Annotated in this window: 18 protein-coding genes; 14 read left to right on the top strand and 4 right to left on the bottom strand. The window is 63.2% G+C overall.

Translation table 11 applies throughout. The features are described from left to right. The first annotated feature begins 8 nt into the window (after window positions 1-8). The 7 genes from murG (at window position 9) to lpxC (ending at window position 8,317) form a co-directional block, all read left to right on the top strand. On the top strand, window positions 9-1,106 hold the full coding sequence (gene murG, locus OCT39_RS09770; protein ID WP_263584284.1) for an undecaprenyldiphospho-muramoylpentapeptide beta-N-acetylglucosaminyltransferase: 1,098 nt from the start codon (window positions 9-11) through the stop codon (window positions 1,104-1,106). 53 nt (window positions 1,107-1,159) lie between these two features. Beyond that, window positions 1,160-2,572 (top strand): UDP-N-acetylmuramate--L-alanine ligase, encoded by a 1,413-nt coding sequence (gene murC / locus OCT39_RS09765; protein WP_263587323.1) that lies wholly within the window; start codon window positions 1,160-1,162, stop codon window positions 2,570-2,572. Beyond that, window positions 2,569-3,498, top strand: a complete 930-nt coding sequence (locus tag OCT39_RS09760; RefSeq protein ID WP_263584283.1) for a D-alanine--D-alanine ligase — start codon at window positions 2,569-2,571, stop codon at window positions 3,496-3,498. The genes murC and OCT39_RS09760 overlap by 4 nt, the downstream gene beginning before the upstream one ends. 22 nt (window positions 3,499-3,520) lie before the next feature. After that, window positions 3,521-4,234 carry a cell division protein FtsQ/DivIB gene (locus tag OCT39_RS09755; protein ID WP_263584282.1) on the top strand — a complete coding sequence of 238 codons (714 nt, stop codon included), beginning with the start codon at window positions 3,521-3,523 and terminating at the stop codon, window positions 4,232-4,234. Between the two features lie 506 nt (window positions 4,235-4,740). Further along, window positions 4,741-6,030 (top strand): cell division protein FtsA, encoded by a 1,290-nt coding sequence (ftsA, locus tag OCT39_RS09750; RefSeq protein WP_263584281.1) that lies wholly within the window; start codon window positions 4,741-4,743, stop codon window positions 6,028-6,030. Between the two features lie 34 nt (window positions 6,031-6,064). Continuing rightward, window positions 6,065-7,240 carry a cell division protein FtsZ gene (ftsZ, locus tag OCT39_RS09745; RefSeq protein ID WP_263584280.1) on the top strand — a complete coding sequence of 392 codons (1,176 nt, stop codon included), beginning with the start codon at window positions 6,065-6,067 and terminating at the stop codon, window positions 7,238-7,240. Window positions 7,241-7,405: 165 nt separating this feature from the next. After that, entirely contained in the window at window positions 7,406-8,317 is a 912-nt protein-coding gene (lpxC, locus tag OCT39_RS09740) for a UDP-3-O-acyl-N-acetylglucosamine deacetylase (RefSeq protein WP_263584279.1), read from the top strand. A 119-nt stretch (window positions 8,318-8,436) separates the two neighbouring features. On the opposite strand, the gene OCT39_RS09735 is transcribed toward lpxC, so the two are convergent. Then, window positions 8,437-8,907, bottom strand: a complete 471-nt coding sequence (locus OCT39_RS09735) for a DUF721 domain-containing protein (RefSeq protein ID WP_263584278.1) — start codon at window positions 8,905-8,907, stop codon at window positions 8,437-8,439. Between the two features lie 105 nt (window positions 8,908-9,012). Here OCT39_RS09735 and OCT39_RS09730 point away from each other — a divergent pair, with 105 nt between their 5' ends. The 4 genes from OCT39_RS09730 to OCT39_RS09715 all read left to right on the top strand — a co-directional run bounded on the left by OCT39_RS09730 (window position 9,013) and on the right by OCT39_RS09715 (window position 14,518). Further along, window positions 9,013-9,399 carry a hypothetical protein gene (locus OCT39_RS09730; RefSeq protein ID WP_263584277.1) on the top strand — a complete coding sequence of 129 codons (387 nt, stop codon included), beginning with the start codon at window positions 9,013-9,015 and terminating at the stop codon, window positions 9,397-9,399. 54 nt (window positions 9,400-9,453) lie between these two features. Beyond that, window positions 9,454-12,192, top strand: coding sequence for a preprotein translocase subunit SecA (gene secA, locus OCT39_RS09725; protein ID WP_263584276.1), 2,739 nt, complete (start codon window positions 9,454-9,456; stop codon window positions 12,190-12,192). Between the two features lie 42 nt (window positions 12,193-12,234). Continuing rightward, window positions 12,235-13,452, top strand: coding sequence for a bifunctional glutamate N-acetyltransferase/amino-acid acetyltransferase ArgJ (argJ, locus tag OCT39_RS09720; protein WP_263584275.1), 1,218 nt, complete (start codon window positions 12,235-12,237; stop codon window positions 13,450-13,452). Between the two features lie 118 nt (window positions 13,453-13,570). Then, window positions 13,571-14,518 carry a Nudix family hydrolase gene (locus OCT39_RS09715; RefSeq protein ID WP_263587322.1) on the top strand — a complete coding sequence of 316 codons (948 nt, stop codon included), beginning with the start codon at window positions 13,571-13,573 and terminating at the stop codon, window positions 14,516-14,518. An 85-nt stretch (window positions 14,519-14,603) separates the two neighbouring features. Here OCT39_RS09715 and OCT39_RS09710 read toward each other — a convergent pair whose 3' ends face one another. Together OCT39_RS09710 and OCT39_RS09705 are read right to left on the bottom strand one after the other, a co-directional pair. Then, on the bottom strand, window positions 14,604-15,506 hold the full coding sequence (locus OCT39_RS09710; protein WP_263584274.1) for a carbon-nitrogen hydrolase: 903 nt from the start codon (window positions 15,504-15,506) through the stop codon (window positions 14,604-14,606). Continuing rightward, entirely contained in the window at window positions 15,503-16,573 is a 1,071-nt protein-coding gene (locus OCT39_RS09705) for an agmatine/peptidylarginine deiminase (RefSeq protein WP_263584273.1), read from the bottom strand. Before OCT39_RS09705 ends, OCT39_RS09710 begins: the two co-directional genes overlap by 4 nt. A 201-nt stretch (window positions 16,574-16,774) precedes the next feature. Here OCT39_RS09705 and OCT39_RS09700 point away from each other — a divergent pair, with 201 nt between their 5' ends. Both OCT39_RS09700 and OCT39_RS09695 read left to right on the top strand, forming a co-directional pair. After that, the gene (locus OCT39_RS09700) at window positions 16,775-18,016 is read left to right on the top strand and encodes a lipoprotein-releasing ABC transporter permease subunit (protein ID WP_263584272.1); all 1,242 of its coding nucleotides are present in this window, start codon (window positions 16,775-16,777) and stop codon (window positions 18,014-18,016) included. A 10-nt stretch (window positions 18,017-18,026) separates the two neighbouring features. Further along, window positions 18,027-18,746, top strand: coding sequence for an ABC transporter ATP-binding protein (locus OCT39_RS09695; protein ID WP_263584271.1), 720 nt, complete (start codon window positions 18,027-18,029; stop codon window positions 18,744-18,746). Between the two features lie 4 nt (window positions 18,747-18,750). On the opposite strand, the gene OCT39_RS09690 is transcribed toward OCT39_RS09695, so the two are convergent. Next, window positions 18,751-19,302 carry a DUF2062 domain-containing protein gene (locus tag OCT39_RS09690; RefSeq protein ID WP_263584270.1) on the bottom strand — a complete coding sequence of 184 codons (552 nt, stop codon included), beginning with the start codon at window positions 19,300-19,302 and terminating at the stop codon, window positions 18,751-18,753. A gap of 91 nt (window positions 19,303-19,393) precedes the next feature. Between OCT39_RS09690 and OCT39_RS09685 the strand changes: the two genes are divergently transcribed. After that, window positions 19,394-21,661 (top strand): DNA internalization-related competence protein ComEC/Rec2, encoded by a 2,268-nt coding sequence (locus OCT39_RS09685; protein ID WP_263584269.1) that lies wholly within the window; start codon window positions 19,394-19,396, stop codon window positions 21,659-21,661. Window positions 21,662-21,675 lie beyond the last annotated feature (14 nt).

Below are 21,675 nucleotides of genomic sequence, written 5' to 3'. Positions count from 1 at the left end.
AGTCGTTTGTGACGACGAACGCACGTCGACGCATGTTAATCATGGCCGGCGGGACCGGCGGCCACGTCATTCCCGCGCTGTCGCTGGCCCGGGCGCTCATGGCCCAGCACGTGGACGTGGAGTGGCTGGGCAGCCCTCGTGGTATCGAAAACCGCCTGGTGCCGGAGGCGGGCATCCCGCTCAATACCGTGGCGATCAGCGGGCTTCGCGGCAACGGGGCGGCGGGCTGGCTCAAGGCGCCTTTCAACTTGAGCCGCGCCGTGCTGGATGCCCGCCGCGTCATCAAACGCTTCAAGCCGGACGTCGTCGTGGGCCTGGGCGGCTTTGCCAGTGGCCCAGGGGGGCTTGCGGCCAAGCTCTGTGGCGTACCGCTGGTGATCCACGAGCAAAACGCCGTGGCGGGGCTGACCAATCGCGTATTATCACGGCTGGCCAACAAGACCTATGCCGCCTTCGGCAACGCCTTCGGCCCCCGAGCCGAGGTGATCGGCAACCCGGTACGTAGTGACATCGCCGCACTGGGCGAAACGCCGCGCACCGATGTCGAGCTCAGCGCGCGCCCGCTCAGAATGCTGGTGGTGGGGGGCTCGCTCGGCGCCGTCGCACTCAACGAGCGCCTGCCGGTAGCGCTGGCCGCACTCGGCGAAGGCGATCGCCCCGAGGTGTGGCACCAGGCGGGGCAGGAGCGCGACGCGGCGACGCGCGAGAGCTACCAAACGCTTGGAGTGCCGGCGCGGGTCGAGGCGTTCATCGACGATATGGCGGCGGCCTACGACTGGGCAGATCTGGTCGTCTGCCGCGCCGGCGCCTTGACCGTAGCGGAGCTCGCCGCCGCGGCCAAACCGGCGCTGTTAGTGCCGTTTCCCTTCGCCGTGGACGATCATCAGCGCGTCAACGCCGAAGTGCTCGTCGAGGCGGGTGCGGCGCGCTGCGTGGTGCAAAGTGAGCTGACCCCGGAGCGGCTGACCGCGCTTTTGGACGAGCTATTGACCCGTGACACCCTGGTCGAGATGGCCGCTTGCGCGCGCCAAGCGGCGCATCTGGACGCTTTGGAGCGTTTGACGGCAGGATGCCTTTCGTTAGTGAAGCAAGGAGATTCGGCGTGACCGATTTGACAACCGATAAGCCATCGCACAGCGTGCGTCCCAGCGGCCCCGGTATGCGGCGCATCAAGCGTCTACACTTCGTCGGCATTGGCGGGGCGGGCATGTGCGGTATCGCCGAAGTGCTCGCCAATCAGGGCTATGTGGTCAGCGGCAGCGACATGCGCGTATCGCCTGTTATTGATCGCCTACGCAGCTGTGGGGTCGAGGTCTTCATCGGCCACGCCGAGCTCAATGTTCAGGGCGCCGACGTCGTGGTGGTGTCGAGTGCCATCGACGAGACCAACCCGGAAATCCGCTGGGCCCACGAGCATCGGGTGCCGGTGGTGCGCCGCGCCGAAATGCTCGCCGAGCTGATGCGCTTTCGCCACGGCATCGCGGTGGCCGGTACCCACGGCAAGACCACGACGACGAGCCTGACCGCAACGCTTTTGGCCGAGGGCGGGCTCGACCCGACCTTCGTGATCGGCGGCAAGCTCACCAGCGCCGGGGCCAACGCGCGCCTTGGCGAAGGCGACTACCTGGTGGCGGAGGCGGACGAGTCCGACGCGTCGTTCTTGCACCTTCAGCCGATGGTGTCGATCGTCACCAATATCGACGCCGACCACATGGCGACCTACGGCAACGACTTCGAGCGGCTCAAGACCACATTTATCGAGTTTCTGCACAATCTGCCGTTTTATGGCCTTGCCGTGCTCTGCACTGACGATGCCCACGTCAAGGGCCTGTGTGAACAGGTGAAGCGCCAGTTCGTGACCTACGGCTTCAACGAAGAAGCGGACTACCGTATTACCGATTTCAGCCAGCGCGAGGGCGAGGTGAGCTTCACCGCGCAAAGGCCCGACGGCGCCGCCCCGCTTGACGTGCGCCTGGCGATGCCTGGGCGCCACAATGCGCAAAACGCCATGGCCGCAATCGTGGTGGCCACCGACGCTGGCGTCAGCGACGAGGCGATTCTTGCGGGCCTGGCAAGCTTCGCCGGGGTGGGGCGGCGCTTTCAGGTACACGGTCACTTTCCCGCGCCGAATCAGACCGGCGAGGTCATGCTGGTGGACGACTACGGCCATCACCCGCGAGAAGTCGATATGGTGATTCAGGCGGTGCGCGCGGGCTGGCCCAAACGGCGGCTGGTGATGCTGTACCAACCTCATCGCTATAGCCGCACACGCGACTTGTTCGAGGACTTCGTGCGCGTGCTCTCCCAGGTCGATACGCTGGTGCTTCTGGACGTTTACAGCGCCGGGGAGGCAGTGATTCCTGGTGCGGAAGGGCGTACGCTTGCCGGCTCCATTCGCCAGCGTGGCGAGGTCGACCCGCTGTTCGTCGAGCACAAGCACGAGCTTGCAGCGCTTTTGAAACGGGTGCTTCGCCCGGACGACATTTTGATTACCCAGGGCGCCGGGGACGTCGGCGGTATTTCGCTGGCGCTGGCGAAGGCCGGGCTTGCGTTGGATGAGGTTGAGCTATGAGCGTAACGGCAGCGGGCAGCGCGGCTGAGAACGTGGTGGTGGTGCTGGGCGGCACGTCCGGCGAGCGCGAAGTGTCGCTGAAAAGTGGCGCGGCGATCCTGGAGGCGCTCAAGCGTCAGGGCATCAACGCCCAGGGGTACGACCCGCGTGAGGGCGGACTCGCCGGGCTCGAGGCGCTGGCGCCCTCAAAGGTGTTCATCGCGCTTCACGGGCGCGGTGGCGAGGACGGCACCTTGCAAGGGGCGCTGGAGCTTTTGAACATTCCGTACACCGGCAGTGGCGTGCTCGCCTCGGCGCTCGGTATGGACAAGGAGCGCACCAAGCAGGTATGGCGCGCCCAGGGCCTGCCGACGCCGGAGAGCATCACGCTAAGTGACGCCGCCGACTGGTCGGCGGTCGTCGACACGCTGGGTCTGCCCATGATCGTCAAGCCCGTGCATGAGGGCTCGACGCTGGGAATCAGCATCGTCAAAAGCGAGGCCGAGCTAAAAGCCGCCTACACGGAAGCGGCTCGCTTTGACGCCCAGGTGATGGCCGAGCGCTTCATCGCCGGTGAGGAGTACACCGTCGCGATTCTGGGCGATCAAGCGCTGCCCGCCATTCGTGTAGAGGTCCCGGGCGGGTTTTACGACTACGAAGCGAAGTACCACTCGAACACCACGCTTTATCATTTGCCCTGCGGGCTGAGCGAGGAGGGCGAGCAGGCGTTGGCGGCGCTGTGTCAAAAAGCGTTTCGCGCCATGGGCGGCCGTGGCTGGGGGCGCATCGATGTGATGCGCGATAAGGACGGCGCGTTCTGGCTCATCGAGGTCAACACCGTGCCCGGCATGACCGACCACAGCCTCGTGCCCCAGGCGGCGGCTCACGCCGGCATTGGCTTCGATGAGCTGGTCGTCAACATTCTCCAGACCGCCGTCGTCCGGTGAGCAATCCCGGTGATAGGACCTTATGAAAAAGCGTAACGCCTGGCTTGGAGTTGTTCTGCTCGCGTTGCTGCTCGGTGGCGGGGGCAGGGCGCTGTGGCTCTGGCTCGACCGTCCCATCGAGCGCGTCTCGATTCGCGGTGAGTGGGAGTACGTCAGCGCCGACTACCTGCGCACCCAGTTGGCGCCACTGGTGCAAAACGCTACCTGGTTATCGGCGGATCTTGGTGAGCTGCGTGAACGCGCGCTCACCATCGGCTGGCTTTTCGAGGTGCGTATTTCGCGGGAGTGGCCCAACGCGCTGGTGTTCGAGCTCGTCGAGCAGCAGCCTATTGCACGCTGGAACGACGATTTCCTGCTTAACCCGGAAGGCGAGCCCTTCGCGTTCGCGCCGCTCGCGGTACCGCCGAACCTTCCTGACCTCGCGGGGCCGGTGGGTAGCAGCGAGGAAGTGCTCGACTACTATCAGCGCCTGACGAATCACTTCGCGACATTGTCACTGTCGTTATCTCAGCTTCGTCTCGAGCCGCGCGGGGCCTGGCGGCTACAGCTTGATAACGGCGCGTGGGTGATGCTCGGGCGGCGCGAACACGGCACGCGCCTGGCGCGGCTTACCGCCTCCTGGCAGCGCGAGCTTTCGCGTCAGGGTGACCAGATTCGCTATATTGATTTGCGCTATCCCAATGGCGTAGCGGTCGCCTGGCACGGCGAAACCGAATTCGACGATAGCGAAGAGTAATGACTCCCTCGTCATTAACCGCGGTCGACGTTTACTTAAAAGTGAGCGTTTGCCAACAAGGAAAAGCCATCACTGGGGTTTAAATTCTTCGCCAAGCCCATTATCGTGGGCGGGAGCAGTCGTATAATGGTGGGCGTTTCTATATGATGGCTTTCGACCGTCTCTTCTAGCGCGTTTTGGACAGTCAAGCGATTCAAGGCGATAGATGATCGAATCAGGGCGGCTTTAACGGGGGATGCGTTCAAGCCCGCTTTTTATAAAAGCATGTATAAATAAACATGTGTTGGCGTCGATGTACAGTGCATTTTAGAGAAAAGCCGTGATAGTGATGACGATTTGTTTGTAACAAGGCGTGCATAAACGCGGCGCTTTTTGGATTTAACGGATCAGGCCGACGCCCCTGCTCGCTTCATCCGATCCATGTTGATGTTCATTGGTAGATAAGCGGTTGCCGACCATCGATCGTTTATCGGTTAAAAGATTACTATAAGGAGATAACCCGACTCATGGCAGGCTCACCCAACGCATCCAATATGGTTGTCGGGCTGGACATCGGAACGTCCAAGGTCGTCGCGATCGTCGGTCAACCCACCGACGATGGCGGCATCGAAATTGCGGGTATAGGTTCTCACCCTTCACGGGGAATGAAGCGCGGCGTCGTGATCAATATCGAATCGACGGTTCAGTCGATTCAGCGTGCGGTCGAAGAAGCCGAGCTCATGGCTGGCTGCGATATCCATTCGGTCTACGTCGGCGTCGCCGGCAGTCATATTAGCTCGATGAATTCAGATGGCGTCGTCGCGATCAAGGAACGCGAAGTCACTCCTTCTGACATTGATCGTGTTATCGACTCGGCCCGCGCCCGGGCCATTTCTGAGGGGCAGCGGGTGTTACACGTGCTGCCCCAGGAATTCTCCATCGATGCCCAGGGCGGTATTCGCGAGCCGCTGGGCATGTCTGGTGTGCGCCTGGAGGCGCAGGTGCACCTGGTCACCGCGGCCTTGAACGCGGTGCAGAATATCGAAAAGTGCGTGCGCCGCTGCGGGCTGGAAGTCGACGCCATCATTTTGGAGCAGTTGGCCTCCAGCATGGCGGTACTGACCGAAGACGAGCGCGAGTTGGGTGTTTGCATGGTGGATATCGGTGGGGGAACGACCGATATGGCCATCTTCAGTGAAGGCGCGATTCGCCATACGGCGGTCATTCCCATCGCGGGTGACCAGGTCACCAACGATATTGCGATGGCGCTTCGAACGCCGACGCAGCACGCCGAAGAGATCAAGGTCAAGTACGCTTGCGCGCTGACCCAGCTGGCCGCAAGCGATGAAATGATCAAGGTGCCTAGTGTAGGCGATCGAGCGTCGCGCGATCTTTCGCGCCAGGCACTGGCCGAGGTGGTCGAGCCGCGCTACGAAGAGCTCTTTACACTGGTACGCGATGAATTACGCCGTAGTGGCTACGAAGACATGGTGGCCGCCGGGGTCGTGTTGACCGGCGGCACATCGCGCATGGAAGGGGTGAGCGAGCTGGCAGAGGAGATTTTCCACATGCCGGTACGTATCGCCTGCCCGCAGAACGTGCGGGGGCTTGCGGACGTGGTTCGCAATCCCATCTATGCGACAGGCGTCGGGCTTTTGCACTATGCACTGCAGGAGTCCCGCCACGGACAGGGTCTTGAGAGCCATGGGCGGGCCAACGCACCCCATAAGGGGCGCGGTGAGCACGTCCAGCGTGATAGCAGGGACGATCATTCGGCGCTAGCGAAAATCAAAGGCTGGTTCAAAGGAAATTTCTGACAGGGCCGCAAGCGCGGTTCAGGAGACGGGGCTTATGTTCGAATTGGTAGATAACGCACCCTCGAGCAGTGCGGTCATCAAGGTAGTGGGTGTGGGCGGCGGCGGTGGTAACGCCGTCAACCACATGGTGGAAAGCAACATCGAAGGCGTCGAGTTCATCTGCGCCAACACCGACGCGCAGGCGCTCAAGCGCGTTTCCGCCAAAACGGTATTGCAGCTGGGCGGCGAGATCACCAAGGGCCTGGGCGCCGGTGCGAACCCGGAAGTCGGGCGCCAGGCCGCCATGGAAGATCGCGAGCGGATCGCGGAGCTTCTGGAAGGTGCCGATATGGTGTTCATCACCGCCGGCATGGGCGGTGGTACCGGTACCGGCGGTGCGCCTGTGGTGGCTCAGGTCGCCAAGGAGCTGGGGATTCTAACGGTGGCGGTGGTCACGCGCCCCTTCCCGTTTGAAGGCCCCAAGCGTATGCGCGCCGCGGAAGAGGGCATGAAGGAGCTTTCCGAGCACGTCGACTCGCTGATCACCATTCCCAACGAGAAGCTTCTATCGGTACTGGGCAAGAACGCTACGCTATTGACCGCCTTTAGTGCGGCCAACGACGTGCTGCTCGGCGCCGTTCAGGGCATCGCCGAGCTGATCACCAGCCCCGGTATCATCAACGTCGATTTCGCCGACGTGCGCACGGTCATGTCCGAAATGGGCATGGCGATGATGGGTACCGGCGGGGCCACCGGTGAGAACCGCGCTCGCGAAGCCGCTGAAAAGGCGATTCGCAGTCCGCTGCTCGAGGATATCGACCTGCACGGCGCTCGCGGCATTCTGGTCAACATCACCGCGGGCCCGGATCTGTCGATTGGCGAGTTCAACGACGTCGGTGCGACGGTTCAGGAGTTCGCTTCTCAGGAAGCGACCATCGTGGTGGGAACCTCCATCGACATGGAAATGTCCGATGAGCTGCGCGTGACCGTGGTCGCTGCTGGCCTCGATGGCACCAAACCCAAACAGGCCGCCCGCGAGCCGGCTCGCCGCGCCACCTCCGAGCCTGCCGACTACCGCAAGATGCAGCAGCCGACGGTGACACGCCAGCAGTCCGCGGCTCGCGCCGAAGCGCAGGAGTCTTCACCCAAGCCGCGCGCCGAGAAGCGTCGTTCGGCCGAATCTGACGACTATCTGGACATCCCCGCGTTTTTGCGCCGCCAAGCGGACTGATTTAAACGACCGTCGGTTTTACCCCAGCGGGCGAGCGTTTTAACCGAGAAATATTGGTTAAAACGCTCGTTTGCTGTTAAAGTAAACACTGTTCGATAACTTCCCTTTTTACGGTCGGCGTCGGTTTCTTGACGAAGACCCCGTTATCAGAGTTTTACCACGCCCATGATCAGACAACGTACATTACAAAACGTGATTCGCGCTACCGGAGTGGGTCTGCACTCGGGTAAAAAAGTCCATCTGGCGCTGCGCCCGGCCCCCGCGAACACCGGTATCGTATTCGTTCGAACCGATCTGGACCCCGTGGTACACGTGCCCGCTCGCGCCGAGCTGGTCGAGGACACCCGTCTATGCACCGCGCTTTCGCAAAACGGCGTCAAGGTCGCGACCGTCGAGCATTTGATGTCGGCGTTTGCCGGTCTCGGTATCGATAACGCCTACGTCGATGTGAGCGCCGCCGAAATTCCGATCATGGACGGCAGTGCCAGCCCTTTCGTATTTTTGATTCAGTCCGCTGGCATTCTCGAGCAGGACGCCGCCAAGAAGTTCATCCGCATCAAGGAGCGGATCGCGGTTCGGGATGGCGACAAGGAAGCGGTATTTTTGCCCCATCAGGGGTTCAAGGTGTCGTTCTCCATCGATTTCGATCACCCGGTGTTCGAGCAGCAGCACCAGGACGCGCTGATCGACTTCTCAACGACCTCCTTCGTCAAGGAAGTATCGCGGGCGCGTACCTTTGGCTTCATGCGCGACCTGGAGTTTTTGCGCTCCAATAACCTGGCGCTCGGCGGAAGCCTCGATAACGCCATCGTGGTCGATGACTACCGCATCGTGAATGAGGGCGGTTTGCGCTACGAGGACGAGTTCGTCAAGCACAAGGTGCTGGACGCGATCGGCGATCTCTACCAGCTGGGCTTTAGCCTGATCGGCGAGTTCCGCGGCGTTAAATCCGGTCACGCGCTGAACAACCAGCTTTGTCGCGAGCTGCTCGCTCGCCCCGAAGCTTATGAAGTCGTCACGTTCGAAGACGAAAAGGACGTGGCGCCGATCTCCTACGCCGCGCCGGCCATGGCCTGATTCTTCAGACCAGACGCTGAGCCCTGAAGTATGAGGGTTGGCGTTTTAAAGCGGGGCGCGGTTGAAAACGCCATCGGCTCCCCCATTTATAAAGCACCGCTTGGCGGTGCTTTATGCGTTCAGGAAGATGGGTTCTTGCGTGCAGCGTGGGAAGCCAGGCGCTCGAGCGCCCCTCTTAGGCGGCTGTCCTGAGTATCTTCGGCGCACTGGGTGAGCGTTTCACTCGCTTTTTGCGAAAGCGCCCGGGTATTGCGTGGCGGCGCGACGATCGGGCGAACCGGACGTACCTTGAAGTGAAAGCCGGTAACGGCTTCGAACCCGGGCAGCTGGTGCAGCAGCTGTAAAAGTCGGTGCTGCTCGAATCTAAGCCAGGCAAGCCAGCTCGCCTGGCCGCTGATCAGGGTCAGACGGGCGTCGCTGAAGCCGCCAACAAAAATGTGCTCACGCATCTCTTCGGGCAGGTGGGCGCGCAGGTGGCGCTGGGCCTGATCGATCAGCCGCGACTGACGCATCAAGTTGCTAATGTCGGAAGAGCTTTTAAGCACCTGGCCGATGGGCTGTGCGCGGGAACGCTTAACCTTTATACTCATACGCTTAATTCCAGAAAACCGGATCCGTGCGCTTTCGGGCCGCCAGTTGCGAGCGGCCGGGGCGTTATCGAAAGAGCCTAACACGCCAGGGAGTCGACACCCAGCATGTCATCCATGTCCGCGCCTAGCCCCCGGATAGCCCTGCGGCGCACTCGCCGCAGCGGGCTTGCGCGCTGGTGGCTGGCGGGGCTTCTGGTCAGTTGCCTGCTACCGGTGTCGCTATCACCGCTATCCGCCGTCAAGTCAAGCGAGCGCGCGGCGACGATCTGTCTTTGGGTGCCTGCCATTCTGCGGGTTCAGTCGCAGCGTTTGGCCCGTCGGCGTCGAGTTCGCTCCCTATTGCGTCGTGTCAAAAAAATCACCACGCGCGTAGAAAAGCGTCGTTTGATCGCCTCTCGCCTGGCCTTGCCCCGGGTCGCCGCCCGCGACGTATTGATTCCGCGCGGCCCGCCCGCCGCCCAGCATCACTTCCGTCTTTACCGTTTCGCTTGAAACAGCTTTTTTAAGGGTGCTCCGCTGGTGCGCTTGAAATGATTTGGAAACTTCATGATTAACACATTATTGCGCAAGGCCATTGGCTCCAAGAACGACCGCGACGTGAAACGCATGACGAAAAGCGTGCAGGACGTCAACAAGCTCGAAGCCGAGATCGAGGCGCTGGACGACGCCGCGCTACAGGCGCAGACCGGCGAGCTACGTACGCGCCTGGAGTCCGGCGAATCGCTGGACAAGCTGTTGCCCCACGCCTTTGCGGTCGTGCGCGAGGCGAGTAAGCGCGTCATGGGCATGCGCCACTTCGATGTTCAGATGGTCGGTGGCATGACGCTTCACCGCGGGCGCATTGCGGAAATGAAAACCGGCGAGGGCAAGACGCTGGTGGCGACGCTGGCGGTCTATCTCAACGCGCTGCCCGCCAAGGGCGTGCACGTGGTCACGGTCAACGACTACCTGGCCCGGCGTGACGCCGAGTGGATGCGCCCGCTCTACGAATTTCTCGGATTGACCGTGGGCGTCATCTTCTCGGGCCAGACCGGTGAAGAGAAGCGTCACGCCTACAAGTGCGATATCACCTACGGCACCAACAACGAGTTCGGTTTCGACTACCTGCGCGACAACATGGCGTTCTCGCTGGAAGAGAAGGTGCAGCGCGACCTGCACTTCGCCATTGTCGATGAGGTCGACTCCATCCTGATCGATGAGGCGCGCACGCCCTTGATCATCTCCGGCGCGGTGGACGAGAACACCGAGCTCTACAACGTGGTCAACGGCCTGGCGCAGCACCTCGAGCGTGGCGAAGTGAGCGAGGACGACGAAACGCCGGTCAGCGGCGACTTCGTGCTCGATGAGAAGCAAAAGCAGGTCGAGCTTACCGAGCAGGGCCACAACAAGGTCGAGGAGATGATGCGCTCCCAGGGCCTGCTGGGCGAACACGACTCGCTCTACGCCGCCCAGAACCTGAATCTTCTCCAGCACATGCACTCGGCGCTGCGCGCGCGCAATCTCTACCAGCGTGACGTGGACTACATCGTCGTCGAAGGCCAGGTGGTGATCGTCGACGAGCACACCGGGCGCAGCATGCCGGGCCGTCGCTGGTCCGAAGGCTTGCACCAGGCCGTGGAAGCGAAAGAGGGCGTGACCGTGCAGCGCGAGAGTCAGACGCTTGCCTCCACGACCTTTCAGAACTACTTCCGTCTCTACGAGAAGCTCGCCGGCATGACCGGCACCGCCGATACCGAAGCCTTCGAGTTCCGTCAGATCTATGGCCTCGACGTGGTGGTCATCCCGACCAACCGGCCGCTCGCGCGCAAGGACTTGAACGACCTGGTCTATCTCAGCGGCGAAGAGAAGTTCGAAGCGATCATCAAGGACGTCCAAAAGGTGACCGAAGCGGGTCGCCCGGTGCTGGTGGGTACCGCTTCGATCGAGACCTCCGAGTACCTGGCCCAGCTGATGCGAAACGCCGGCATGCAGTTCAACGTACTCAATGCCAAGCAGCACCAGAGCGAGGCCGAGATCATCGCTCAGGCCGGTCGTCCTGGGGCCGTCACCATCGCCACCAACATGGCCGGACGCGGTACCGACATCATGCTCGGCGGCAACTGGGAAGCGGATGTCGCCAAGCTCGACAACCCTGACGAGGGGCAGATCGCCGCGCTCAAGGCCGACTGGCAACAGCGCCACGATGCGGTGCTCGAGGCGGGCGGGCTGCACGTGATCGGCTCCGAGCGCCACGAGTCGCGGCGCATCGACAACCAGCTTCGCGGCCGCGCCGGTCGTCAGGGCGACCCGGGCTCCACGCGCTTCTTCCTGTCACTGGAAGATAGTCTCATGCGTTTGTTCGGCTCCGACCGGGTCAAGCGCCTGATGCAGGCACTGGGACTCGAGCGCGGTGAGGCGATCGAGCACAAGATGGTGTCGAACGCCGTCGAGCGGGCGCAGAAGAAGGTCGAAGGACGCAACTTCGACATTCGTAAGCAGCTTCTGGAGTACGACGACGTCGCCAACGATCAGCGCCGGGTAATCTACGAGCAGCGCAATGACGTGCTGGCCGCCAATGAGGTATCCGAGGCGGTGATAGGCATTCGTGAAGAGGTGATGGAGAGCACCATCAGCGACTACGTACCGCCCCAAAGCCTGGCCGAACAGTGGGATCTTCCCGGGCTCGAAGCGCACCTGAAAACCGAGTTCAACCTCGACGCGCCGGTCACCCAGTGGGCTGCCGAGGACGATCGCTTCAGCGAAGAGAAGCTCAGAGAGCGCCTGCAGACCATGCACCGCGAAGCGTATGACGCCAAGATCGCCGCCGCCGGTCAGGCGCTGATCCAGCGCTTCGAGAAGCAGGTCATGCTCCAGGTCCTCGATACCCGCTGGAAAGAGCACCTGCAATCGATGGATCACCTGCGCCGGGGTATTCACCTGCGCGGCTACGCGCAGAAAAACCCCAAGCAGGAGTACAAGCGCGAAGCCTTCGAGCTTTTCCAGCAGCTTCTGATCAACATCAAGGAAGACGTGACGCGTATCCTGAGCCACGTGCAGGTGCGTCAGCCCGAAGAGGTAGACGCTCTCGAGCAGAAGCGCCGTGAAGACGCCGCGCGCGAAAAGGCAGCCGCCTCCGAGGCCCAGCGCGCCGCGGACTCAGGCGGCGCCGAGGCCCCGGCTTCACGCCTGGACGGCGGTAGCGAAGCCGCCCCGCAGCGGCGCGAAGCGCCGAAGGTCGGGCGTAACGACCCGTGCACCTGCGGCTCTGGCAAGAAGTACAAGCAGTGCTGTGGCAAGCTTCAATGACGCGCGCCCTATGCGCACCGATAGACGTTACAGGAGAAGAGCATGGCGGTGGGTCACTGTCCGTTTCCAACAATGGCGCCTCTTGAAGGGGTACGCCTGGGCTCCGCCATGGCGGGGATCAAAAAGCCCCAGCGCCGCGATCTGGTGGTCATCGAGCTTCCAGCCACCGCCGTAACGGCGGCGGTGTTTACTCAAAATGCGTTTTGCGCTGCGCCGGTCATTACCGCCAAATCGCATCTGGCGGCAACGCCGTCCTCACGCTACTGGGTCATCAATACCGGCAACGCCAACGCCGGTACCGGCGAAAAGGGGCTTGAAGACGCCAGGCGCACCTGTGAGGCAGCGGCCGAGCAGGCCGGTGTCTCCAGCGAGCAGGTGCTGCCGTTCTCCACCGGCGTGATCGGCGAGCCGCTGCCCATGGAGCGGCTGCTGGCGGGGCTCCCTGATGCGTTTAAAGCGCTATCCAGTGACAGCGAGGCCTGGAAGCTTGCCGGTGAGGGGATACTGACCACCGATACCCGCGCCAAGGGTGCCACGGTCACCGCCGAGATCGATGGCGAGCGCTTTAGTATCAACGGCATCACCAAAGGCTCGGGCATGATCAAGCCCAACATGGCCACGATGCTTGGGTTCGTGGTGACCGATGTCCGTATCGAGCAGTCGCTTTTGCAGCGGCTTTTGCGCGAAACCGTGGACCGCTCCTTCAACGCGATCACGGTGGATAGCGACACCTCGACCAACGACGCCTGCATGCTCGCCTCGACCAACACCGGCGTGCGCGTGGAAACCGATGAACAGATCGCAGTGTTTCGCCAGGCGCTGCAGGGCGTGATGACCGAGCTTGCCCAATCGATCATTCGCGATGGTGAAGGGGCGACCAAGTTCGTCACTCTGGACGTTGAAGGCGCAATGACCCGCCAGGAGGCGCTGGACGTCGGCTTCACCGTAGCGCACTCGCCGCTGGTAAAGACCGCGCTTTATGCCAGTGACGCCAACTGGGGGCGGATTCTCGCCGCCGTCGGGCGCGCGCCGGTCGATAACTTCGACGTCAGCCGCGTGGTGATCGATCTGGGTGATGTGCGTCTGGTCGAAAACGGCGGCCGGGCGGCGAGCTACTCTGAGCAGGCGGGCAGTCGGGTGATGAAGGGGGAGGAGATTACCATTCGTATCGATCTGGGCCGGGGCGAGACGCGCGCAACCGTCTGGACCTCGGATCTGTCGCACGACTACGTCTCCATCAACGCCGACTATCGAAGCTAGGCGCGCCGCCTTTTTAAAGCCGTTTCTGGACAAGAGCGCTGGTACAAGGCTTCGCTCTTTGTAGTCAAGTGCCCGGCTCGCCGGGCGCTCCAATGTGGAAAAGAACGTCATGAATGTAATGGTAAAACGACGGGTTCACGTCGCCGCGGCCGCCATCGTCAGCGCCGATAAAAAGCACGTACTGATCGCACGACGGCCCTCCAACGTGGATCACGGCGGGCTGTGGGAGTTTCCCGGCGGCAAGCTCGCGCCCTACGAAACCGGGCTCGAGGGCTTGAAGCGCGAGCTTCACGAAGAGCTCGGTGTCGAGATCCGTCGCGCCCAGCCGCTCATTCGCGTTCACCATGAGTACAGCGACAAGCATATCCTGCTCGACGTTTGGCAGGTGCACGAATTTGCCGGCGAGCCGTTCGGGCGTGAAGGCCAGGCGGTTCGCTGGGTCGCGATGGAGGATCTGGTCGGTTATCCCTTCCCGGCGGCAAATCTGCCCATTTTGCGCGCGGTGATGCTGCCCAAGGAGTACCTGATCACCGGCGAGGAGCCGGACAATGAGCGCTTTGAAAGCCTTCTGCGCCGCGCGCTCGACGAGGACGGCGTTCGCCTCGTTCAACTGCGTGCGAAGGGCCTTGCGCGCGATGCCTACGTACAGCGCGCGCAAACGGCGCTGGCGCTGTGCCGCGAGTTCGGCGCCAGACTTCTGCTCAACGGCGAGCCCGAGCTTCTGGAGCAGGTCGACGCCGACGGCATTCACCTGACCAGCCAGCGCCTGATGGAGCTCGAGCGGCGCCCGATCGGCGAGGGCAAGTGGCTTTCTGCCTCGACCCACGATCAAACTCAGCTCGACAAGGCGGCCACGCTTGGCTGCGATTTCGTCACGCTGTCGCCGCTTCGCACCACGCCGTCGCACCCGGATGTGGCCCCCATGGGCTGGCACGACTTTCAGCAGCTCGTCGAGCGTGCCGGCATGCCGGTATTCGCGCTGGGCGGGATGACGCGTTTCGATGCCAACCACGCCCGCGCCGTTGGCGCCCAGGGCATCGCCTCGATTCGCGATTTCTGGAAATAGACGCCAACGTCGAACCCGTTCTGGCTTGAACGAAAACGCCGGCGCTCAATGCGCCGGCGTTTTCGTATTGAGTGAAGAGGGCGTATCAGTCGCGATAGCGCCGCGTCAGATCGCCGTAGCCGTCCACGCGGCGGTCGCGCAGGTAGGGCCAGATGCGCCGGGTGCGCTCGCTTTTTTCCATGTCGAGAGTGACCACCAGCTGCTCGGTCTCGTCGCTGGCGTGGGCCAGAAGCTCGCCCTGAGGGCCGCAGACGAAGCTGCCGCCCCAGAAGTCGATGCCCGAGCCGACGCCGGAGTGGTCCGGCTCGAAGCCGACCCGGTTGGCGACCAGCACCGGCAGGCCGTTGGCCACGCCGTGGGCACGCTGAACAAGCGTCCACGCCTCCTTCTGGCGGGCCTGTTCCTGCTCGTCGTCGGTCTTGTCCCAGCCGATCGCGGTGGGATAGAGCAGCAGCTCTGCACCGGAGAGCGCCATCAGCCGCGCCGCTTCCGGATACCACTGATCCCAGCACACCAGCACGCCGAGCCGGCCGACCGAGGTATCGATCGGTGTGAAGCCTTCGCCCCGGCGCTCATCGACGTCGCCCGGGGTGAAGTAGAACTTCTCATAAAAGCCCGGATCGTCGGGAATGTGCATCTTGCGGTACTGGCCGACCCGGCCACGCGCGCCGTCGAAAACCACCGCGGTGTTGTGATAGAGCCCCGCGGCGCGCTTTTCGAAAATCGAGCCGACCAGCACGATGTCGAGCTCGCGGGCGAGCGCTTCCAGGCGCTGGCTCGTCGGCCCATCCAGCGGCTCGGCCAGGTCAAAAAGCGCCGGGTCCTCGTACTGACAGAAGTAGTGGGTGGCGTGAAGCTCCTGGAGCAGCACAAGCTTCGCCCCGCGCCCGGCGGCGGCGCGTACGCCCTCTTCGGAGGCCGCAAGGCTCTTCTCCTTGTCCGGCCAGGCGTTTTGCTGAATGACGGCGACGGTCAGTTCTCGGCTCATGAGGCCTCCTTGAAACGGGCAGGGTTGAGCGTGCCCTTGGGTAGCTGCATGGTCAGGCAGTGCAGGCTGCCGTGCTGGCGAATCACGCTGTGGCACTCGATGGGAACGATCTGGCGCTCGGGAAACGCCTGAGCCAGGGCGTTGAGCGCCTCCAGATCCGCCGGGTCGGCGTAGGTCGGCACGAGTACGGCGCCGTTGATGATGGTGAAGTTGGCGTAGGTCGCCGGCAGCCGGTGGCCGTCGTCCGGGTCGAGCGCCGTGGCAGGCCAGGGCAGGGCGATCAAGCGGTAGGGCTCGCCGTTTGGCTGGCGCAACGCCTTGAGCTCGGCCTCCATCGCTTTTAGTGCCGTATGGTGCGGGTCTAACTCGTCGTCGCAGCGCACGTAGGCGATGGTGTCAACGCTGCAAAAGCGCGCCAGGGTGTCGATGTGGCTGTCGGTGTCGTCGCCTTCGAGATAGCCGTTTTCGAGCCACAGAATGCGCTCGACGCCAAAGTCTGCCTTGAGCGCTTGCTCGACCTCTGCCTGGGAAAGCGTTGGATTACGGTTCGGGTTCAAAAGGCACGCTTTGGTCGTCAGTAACGTTCCCTGGCCGTCGGTTTCGATACCGCCCCCTTCGAGCACCAGCGCCCGTGGCAGCACCTGACAGGCCCAGACGTTCTGCGCCTCGAGCGCGCGTGTCAGGGCGTTGTCTCGGCGAGCAGGAAACTTGCCGCCCCAGCCCGTGAAGGTGTAATCGAGCAGCGCCATGTCACCGTCTTCCGCCATAACGCCAAGCGGGCCATGATCTCGCGCCCAGGTATCGTCGGTGTCGGCCTCGACAAGAAGCAGCCGCTCGCGGGGTACGCCAAGGGTCGCAAAGCGGGACTCCAGGCGCGCACACGTGGCGGCGTCCGGCACGCTTACTATAACGCGCTGATAGCGCGCAGCGGCCAGCACGATGCGCTCCATCGTTGCCTCGATGCGCTCTAAAAGCGGCTGCCAGTCGCCGTCGGCGCGCGGCCAGGTGAGCTGCAGGCCGTCCTGAGGGTGCCATTCCGGCAGCAAACGGTAAGGGAAAGTTGCCAAGGATGAGTGCTCTCGTTGCCAGGGAAAACGCCGGCGTCGAGACCGGCCAAAAGGCGCAATGTAGGGGGTCACCGGGCAAGTTGCAAGCCAGCCGTGCCCGGCCAGGCGGGTGAGAAGGTTTGTATTTACAAGGCGCGTTTACCCATGCAGGGCGTTGAAAAAAACCGTACCATGGGCGCCAGTTAACCAAGGGATGACACCATGCTTGATCGTTTGCCTTTTCTGGTGGGGCTGCGCTACGTGCGCGCTAAACGCCGGAACCACTTTATTTCGTTTATTTCGCTGATTTCCATGCTGGGGCTCACACTCGGCGTGACCGTGCTGATTCTGGTGCTGTCAGTGATGAACGGCTTCGACTACGAACTGCGAAACCGCATTCTGGGCATGGTGCCGCACACCAAGATCGAATACCGCCCGGGGCTCGTGGAATGGGAGGCACTGGCCGACCGGCTGATCGAGCGCGACCGGGTGATCGGCGTCGCCCCCTACGTCGAGCAGCAGGGCATGTTCTCGGCCAGCGGGCGCAATCAGGGCGCGATGGTGACCGGCATCGACCCGGCCTGGGAAGACCAGGTGTCGATCATCGGTGATCACATGCGCGAAGGCGAGCTTTCTGATCTGGCGCCGGACTCCTGGAACGTGGTGCTCGGCTCGATGCTGGCCAACCGGCTGGGAGTAGGCGTCGGCGACCGTGTCACGCTGTTGGTGCCCGAGGCCTCGATCACCCCCGCGGGTGTGTTTCCACGGCTCAAGCGCTTTACCGTTAGCGGCATCTTTAGCGTCGGCGCCGATCTCGACGGAAGTCTTGCCTACGCCAATATTTCGGATATGCAGACGCTGGCGCGGCTGGGCGACGCCATCGGCGGGCTGCGCTTGGAGCTCGACGATCTGTTCGCTGCCGGTAGCGAAACTCAGGCGATCGTCAACGATCTCGGGCCGGGCTACATCGGTCGGGACTGGACCTTCACCCAGGGCAGTCTCTTTCAGGCGATCCAGATGGAGAAGCGCATGATCGGGCTGCTGCTGACCGTGATCGTCGCAGTGGCCGCGTTTAATATCGTCTCGACGCTGGTCATGGTGGTCACCGACAAGCGCGCCGACATCGCTATTTTGCGCACCATTGGCGCCACACCGCGCTCGATCATGGGCATCTTCATCGTTCAGGGGTTGACCATCGGCATCATCGGTATCGCGCTTGGCGTGTTGGCCGGGGTGGTGCTGGCGCTAACGATTTCGGACGTGATCGGCTGGTTCGAATCCGTTACCGGCATTCAGTTTTTGGATTCCGGCGTCTACTTCGTCAGTCACCTGCCCTCGAAACTGATTTTCAGCGACATTCGCAATATCGTACTCGCCGCTTTCGGCCTGACCTTCCTGTCGACGCTTTATCCGGCCTGGCGGGCCGCGCGCGTGCAGCCGGCGGACGTACTGCGCTATGAATAAGGACGCGCCCATGACCACAGCCACTTCCCACGCCCCGGTGATGCTCTCCTGTCAGTCGCTCACCCGCATCTATAGCGAAGGGCCCCAGGATTTGACGGTACTCGACGGGCTCACCCTCGAGGTGCGCGCTGGTGAGCGCGTGGCCATCGTCGGAAGCTCCGGCTCCGGCAAGACGACGCTTTTGAACCTGCTCGGCGGTCTCGACCGCCCAAGCCAGGGCAGCATCACCATCGCCGACGAGTCGCTGGCCGGGCTCAACGAGACCCAGCTTGGCCACTTTCGAAACCGCTACATCGGCTTCGTCTATCAGTTTCATCATCTGCTGGCGGAATTCAGCGCGCTGGAGAACGCAGCGCTTCCGCTGATTATTCGCGGTCAGCGCAAAAAGGTCGCCGAAGAGCGTGCCATGCAGATTCTGACGCGGGTAGGAATGAAGGCGCGGGCGGATCACAAGCCCGGCGAGCTCTCCGGCGGCGAGCGCCAGCGCGTGGCGATCGCACGCGCCCTGGTCACCGACCCGAGCCTTGTACTGATGGACGAGCCGACCGGCAACCTGGATCAAACCACCGCCGGCACCATCCTGAGCTTGATGGACGAACTCGCCCGCGAGAGCGCCTGCGCTTTCGTGATCGTGACCCACGATGTGGGCCTTGCCGCTCATCAGGATCGCGTGATGCGCCTGAACGCGGGGCGGCTGGAAAACGACACGCCCGGCGCTACGTTCAAGTAGCGCGTTACTTGTCGAACTCGGATTCGATTTTGGCCCGACGCCGCCGACGCTTTTGTCGGCGGCGTTTCCAGTTGTAGGAGACGTGCCAGCGCCAGAGCAGGCGAATGGCCACGTTGGCGAGAACGGCGAGCACAACGGCCGTGACGATCGAGCCTAAAAACAGCGGCGGCAAGAGGTCGTGCATCTGCTCGGCCAGCCAGCGCGTCGAAATACGCGACGGTGCCTCGCGCACCGGCGCACCCATCAAAAACGTTCCCACCCGGTAGTTGAAGTAAAAAATCACCGGCATGGTCAGCGGGTTGGTGATCCAGACCAGACTCACCGATAGCGCCAGGTTGCAGCGCACGATCCGCGCGCCGAGCGCGGCCACCATCATCTGCAGCGGAATCGGCAGCAGGGCGCAAAAGATACCGACGCTAAAGGCGTTGGCCACGCTTTTACGCGTCAACAGCCAGAGCCCGGGGTCGGCGATCAGGGGCGCCATGAAGCGAAGCGATCGCTGGCGTCTCAGGGTGTCGGGCTTGGGCATGTAGCGCTGCAGGAAACGGCGCGGCATGTCGGTTACTCTTTGAGATAGTGCGCTCCATTATCCACATCGCGCGCCGCGAAGGCTACGCCGGTCGTCACGTACCGGCATGGGGGTGAACATGCGAACAGGGGTGGTCGCGCCGGCGGCCATGGCAGCGCTCGGCGCGGCGATACTTGCCGAGTACAGCGGCGCCGAAGGGCGTTTACTGCCCGCCCTCGGCGCGGTGCTGGTGGCCGCGCTTTTGCTCGTCAATCGCGTTCCCCGGGTGCTGCCCGCGCTGCTGGCCGGCGGCTGGGTACTGTTCGGCGTTCATCTCGAGTGGCAGCGAACCCTGCCGGCGGGGCTCGGCGGCGAGGATCTCAGCGTCATTGCGCGCATCGATGAGGCGCAGCGCGATGAAGGCTTGAGCCGGCTAAACCTGCAGCTGCTCGAGTGCGAAAGCCCGGCGCAGCGCCTGGCGTGCTCCGGGCTCGATCGCGTGCGCGTCAGCGCCTACGGCGATACCGCCTTTGAAGCGGGCCAAACCTGGCGGCTCACGCTTCGCCTGCGCCCGCCCGGCGGGTTCAAAAACCCACATCGCTTCGATTACGCCCGTTGGCTCTGGCGCGAGGGCATCCATGCCACCGGCTACGTGCGCCCGGCCCCGGCCCCGCAGTTGATCACCCCAGAGCGTTCGACGTTGAGGTCACTTGCACTTGCACATATCGACGCCACTTCCCTGGATGCACGCACCAAACGCTGGCTCGCCGCGCTCAGCCTGGGCGCGAGCCAGCGGTTGACCCAGGATGATTGGACGCTCTTGAACGCCACCGGCACCACGCACCTGGTGGTCATCTCAGGCTTGCACGTGGGGCTGGTGGCCTCAATGGTGCTGTGGGTCAGCCGGCTGTTGGCCAAGCTGACAACGCCGCAAAACTGGCGGCTGCGCGCCTGGCCCTGGGCCGCGGCGGGGCTTGCCTGCGTGGGTTACGCCGCGCTTGCGGGGCTGGGGCCGCCGGCAATGCGCGCCATGGTGATGACGCTGCTCGGGCTCTGGGTACTCAGCGGGCGCCACGCGCCAGGGGTCTGGCAGGCCTGGTGGCTGGCGCTTTTACTGGTCGTGCTGGTCGACCCACTTGCACCCTGGCGTCCAGGGCTATGGCTATCGTTTGTCGCCGTGGCGTGGCTGATCGTCATTTGGCAGGGGCGAGCGCGCCCTCAGGGCGTCAAGGGCTGGGTCTGGGCGCTGGTGCGAACGCAGCTTTTATTGTCGCCGCTGATGGCAGCGGCGGTGCTGGTCAGCTTTGGTCGCGTGGCGCCAGGGGCGCCGCTGGTGAATCTGCTCGCCGTGCCCTGGGTGAGCGCGGTCATGGTTCCGCTGGCGCTGCTGGGCTGGCTGCTGGCGCCGCTGTTCGGCGCCGGCGAGCTCGTCTGGCGCGGCTTTGGAGCCGCCCTCAACGTTTTTGATGCGCTGTTACGCATCGCCCTTGAAGCGCTACCGCTTTGGGAGCCCGCAATCGAGCTGCGTTTTGCGCTGGCCGCGGCGCTTTTACTATTGGCGCTCTGTTTCGGGCTCGCCTTCGTGCCACGCTGGCTGCGGGCGGCCTCCTGCGCGGTGGCCGCCGCGCTGCTGTTTTTCTCCCAGCCCAAATCGCTTGCGCCCGGGGTTTTGCGCGTCACCGTTTTCGATGTAGGCCAGGGCCAGCTCATCGAGCTTCAAAGCGCCACACAGCGGCTTTTGTACGATACCGGCCCGCGTTTTCGAAGCGGGTTCATGCCGATCGAGTCCTTATGGCCGCCGGGACAGCGCTTCGATCGTGTGATCGTCAGCCACGGTGACAGCGACCACGCCGGCGGCGTTCGGGCGCTTTTGAGCGAACACAAGGTTACGGTCTGGCAGGCGCCCGAAGGCGAGGCGGTAGCCGCACCGTTTACACCCTGCGCCCGAGGCCAGCACTGGACACACGACGAAATCGCGTACCGCGTGCTCTGGCCACCGGCCGGGGAGAACGCGCTCACGCCTAACGAGCGCTCCTGCGTGCTCGAGGTCAGCGTGGGCGAACATCGGCTATTGATCACCGGTGACGTCGGGCGCCAGACCGAGCGGCGTCTGATCGGTGATTTGAAGTCCCCGGTCAGCGTGCTGGTGGCGGGCCACCACGGCAGCCGCTCGAGCTCCGGGGTACAGTTCGTACGTGAAAGTGCGCCTGGGCATGTGATCTTCAGCGCCGGGCGTGACAACGCCTTTGGCCATCCGGCGGATGAGGTGGTGCGCCGGTATCAAAGCGTGGGGAGCTGCCTTTGGAGCACCGCGGAGGACGGAGCGCTGACATTTCATGTCGAGAGGGGCCAAGCAATACGCGTCGAAACGGCGCGCGCGTCGGTGAAAGGGCGCAAGCGGTGTTGATACGCCGCGCCTTA

This window comes from Halomonas sp. GD1P12, assembly GCF_025725645.1.
Taxonomy (GTDB): domain Bacteria; phylum Pseudomonadota; class Gammaproteobacteria; order Pseudomonadales; family Halomonadaceae; genus Vreelandella.
The sequence above is the reverse complement of the archived record's forward strand: the minus strand, read 5'-3'. Positions and strand labels throughout refer to the sequence as shown.

Excerpts from the sequence above, each read along its gene's own strand:
- lpxC (WP_263584279.1), top strand. The coding sequence starts at position 7,406 with ATGATCAGACAACGTACATTACAAAACGTGATTCGCGCTACCGGAGTG.
- OCT39_RS09760 (WP_263584283.1), top strand. The coding sequence starts at position 2,569 with ATGAGCGTAACGGCAGCGGGCAGCGCGGCTGAGAACGTGGTGGTGGTG.
- ftsA (WP_263584281.1), top strand. The coding sequence starts at position 4,741 with ATGGCAGGCTCACCCAACGCATCCAATATGGTTGTCGGGCTGGACATC.
- OCT39_RS09715 (WP_263587322.1), top strand. The coding sequence starts at position 13,571 with ATGGTAAAACGACGGGTTCACGTCGCCGCGGCCGCCATCGTCAGCGCC.
- OCT39_RS09690 (WP_263584270.1), bottom strand. The coding sequence starts at position 19,302 with ATGCCGCGCCGTTTCCTGCAGCGCTACATGCCCAAGCCCGACACCCTG.
- OCT39_RS09695 (WP_263584271.1), top strand. The coding sequence starts at position 18,027 with ATGACCACAGCCACTTCCCACGCCCCGGTGATGCTCTCCTGTCAGTCG.
- ftsZ (WP_263584280.1), top strand. The coding sequence starts at position 6,065 with ATGTTCGAATTGGTAGATAACGCACCCTCGAGCAGTGCGGTCATCAAG.
- OCT39_RS09735 (WP_263584278.1), bottom strand. The coding sequence starts at position 8,907 with ATGAGTATAAAGGTTAAGCGTTCCCGCGCACAGCCCATCGGCCAGGTG.
- argJ (WP_263584275.1), top strand. The coding sequence starts at position 12,235 with ATGGCGGTGGGTCACTGTCCGTTTCCAACAATGGCGCCTCTTGAAGGG.
- OCT39_RS09700 (WP_263584272.1), top strand. The coding sequence starts at position 16,775 with ATGCTTGATCGTTTGCCTTTTCTGGTGGGGCTGCGCTACGTGCGCGCT.
- OCT39_RS09730 (WP_263584277.1), top strand. The coding sequence starts at position 9,013 with ATGTCATCCATGTCCGCGCCTAGCCCCCGGATAGCCCTGCGGCGCACT.
- OCT39_RS09685 (WP_263584269.1), top strand. The coding sequence starts at position 19,394 with ATGCGAACAGGGGTGGTCGCGCCGGCGGCCATGGCAGCGCTCGGCGCG.
- secA (WP_263584276.1), top strand. The coding sequence starts at position 9,454 with ATGATTAACACATTATTGCGCAAGGCCATTGGCTCCAAGAACGACCGC.
- OCT39_RS09755 (WP_263584282.1), top strand. The coding sequence starts at position 3,521 with ATGAAAAAGCGTAACGCCTGGCTTGGAGTTGTTCTGCTCGCGTTGCTG.
- murC (WP_263587323.1), top strand. The coding sequence starts at position 1,160 with ATGCGGCGCATCAAGCGTCTACACTTCGTCGGCATTGGCGGGGCGGGC.
- OCT39_RS09710 (WP_263584274.1), bottom strand. The coding sequence starts at position 15,506 with ATGAGCCGAGAACTGACCGTCGCCGTCATTCAGCAAAACGCCTGGCCG.